This is a genomic window from Bacillus sp. 05T31, assembly GCF_056396725.1.
Genome location: NZ_JBFTMA010000739.1, coordinates 1 through 2,154 on the forward strand (window position 1 = coordinate 1; position 2,154 = coordinate 2,154).

Consider the following 2,154-nt stretch of genomic DNA (forward strand, 5'->3'; position numbering starts at 1 on the left):
CCTTTACTACATAGAGATAACAAAGGTGCCTCCCTGTTACCTTCTGGTGACATTTTATTAGACTACACGAATAAAATATTAGCTCTTTTAGAAGAAGCCAAAGATGAAATTAAAACAAGTGCTTCTTCTTATGTAATAGCGACGTCACAATCTATTTTGACTAATTATTTAAGTATGCGTATTAAAGAAAATTTCAGGAATTATCAAATATATATAGAAAGTAGTAGCCATTTACAAAAACTACTACAGCAACAAAAAGTTGATATGGTCATAACTTATGAGGATTATCCCGACGCAGCGTTTAAAAAAGTATTCACCACTTCAGTTTCTGTAGGCTTATTAAAAGCGAAAGAACAGTGTAACATTGACTTTTCAAAAGAACTTTTCTTTGTTAGTAACGATAAAAAGTGCCCTTTTAGAAATATGACAATACAATTTCTAAAAGAAAACAATCTATCTCAGCATCAACTTCAACAGTTAGATTCTTATTCGCTTATTGAAGAGTTTATTGTTGAGGGAAATGGGATAGCTTTTTTACCGATTAGAAATGATAAATTAGTTCCAGTTGAAAATGTCGCGGTTGAAAAACTACCTATTAACTTCTTTACAACTCGAGACTTAGATAAAGTGATTCCAGTTGAACTATTTAATTAATAAAAAGGCTACACTTGTCGTATTTTACGGGTAAATAGATATCCCTTTTCGAATCGCTAATATAACTTCATATACTATCGTACGGCTTAATAAAATAAAAAGGGATGTTACCTAGTTAATATGTTTAACTACTAGGACATCCCTTTTCATCTTGAAGACTTATTTTACACGTTCTGCTCCACCCCTGTGCTCTTCTCCTTCTTACCCCTTTTAAAATTCTTCAACTTCTTAACTGTTCCAACTAACCCTTTCGGAAAAACTAGAAGCACGATAATGTATAATAAACCAAGAATAATCGTCCATCGTTCAAAAATCGGATACTCTGTAGCTAGTTMTGATAAATAATATTTCAGTGATTCAATAATTCCAGCTCCAGCAATGGCTCCGATTAACGTTCCAACTCCTCCAATCATTGTCATCAATAATGCATTTAACGTCATTTCAATTGAAAATACAGTCGTATTTACAAAACGCAATGTGATAACAAATAAACCACCGCTAATCGCTGCAACTACTCCTGCAACAACACTAGCAATAATTTTATAATGAAGAACTTTATATCCAAGTGCTTCAACGCGTTGTTCATTTTGTGAAATGGCCTTTAATACTTTTCCAATTGAAGACTTTGTGAAAAGACGTAACAAGATGAAAATGACGATTAGACATATAAATGTTATATAATAAAATGTAAAACGATCACGGAATATATCTGGTACACGAAATGTAAATCCATCTCCTCCATGAGTCAGTGAACGCCATTTTTCAGCAAGTACAAAAAACAGCTGGGAAATAGCGAGCGTTAACATTGCATAAAAATGACTTTTCAAACGTAATGAAAGCATACCAATTATATAACTAACGATGGCTGATACAATAATTGCGGCTGCTATTCCTATAAAAAAGTTCATTATAGACACCCCTTGCCGATCAAATAAGAGTGCTACACCATACGCCCCTATTCCAAAGAACATACAATGACCGAATGAAACAATACCCGTATATCCAAGGAGAACATCAAAACTCATAGCGAAAATAGCAAAGATGAAGATTTGAGTGAACAAAATTAACAAGCTCCGTGAATCATYTACGAATGGAAATACACTTAAACAAATGAGCATAAAAACTCCGAAGTATACTTTAATTCGACCCGATATGCTGTTCACCATGTCACCCCTTTTCACCAACRAGTCCCGTYGGCTTCACTATTAAGAAAAATAGTAACATTAWCATATTAATTGCAAGTGATAGATCTGGTATAAAATAAGCTGTAAAAGCACCGGCTAATCCGACGATTAAAGAAGCGAGCGCTGAACCTTGTACGCTACCTAATCCTCCAATGATAACTACTATAAAGGCTAAAATTGCATACTGCATACCCATCTCAGCAAAAATAACTCCTGAATATGGTGCTAGTAGAAAACCACCTAACGCCGCCATCCCTGCTCCTAATAAAAAAACAAACGAGAATATCGCTTTTACGTTAATTCCGAGAGCTTGAAC

General features: G+C 34.3%; 3 protein-coding genes. 1 reads left to right on the forward strand and 2 read right to left on the reverse strand.

Features of this window, described 5'->3' with window-relative positions; all coding sequences use genetic code 11:
* The coding region (locus tag AC1DJR_RS27550) for a LysR family transcriptional regulator (RefSeq protein ID WP_477003997.1) at positions 1-654 on the forward strand (654 nt) is incomplete at its 5' end.
* A gap of 164 nt (positions 655-818) precedes the next feature.
* Here the strand turns inward: AC1DJR_RS27550 and AC1DJR_RS27555 are convergent.
* Both AC1DJR_RS27555 and AC1DJR_RS27560 read right to left on the reverse strand, forming a co-directional pair.
* Positions 819-1,772 (reverse strand): branched-chain amino acid ABC transporter permease, encoded by a 954-nt coding sequence (locus AC1DJR_RS27555; protein ID WP_477003999.1) that lies wholly within the window; start codon positions 1,770-1,772, stop codon positions 819-821.
* Positions 1,773-1,821: 49 nt separating this feature from the next.
* A partial coding sequence (locus AC1DJR_RS27560; protein ID WP_477003998.1) for an ABC transporter permease subunit occupies positions 1,822-2,154 on the reverse strand: 333 nt, incomplete at its 5' end.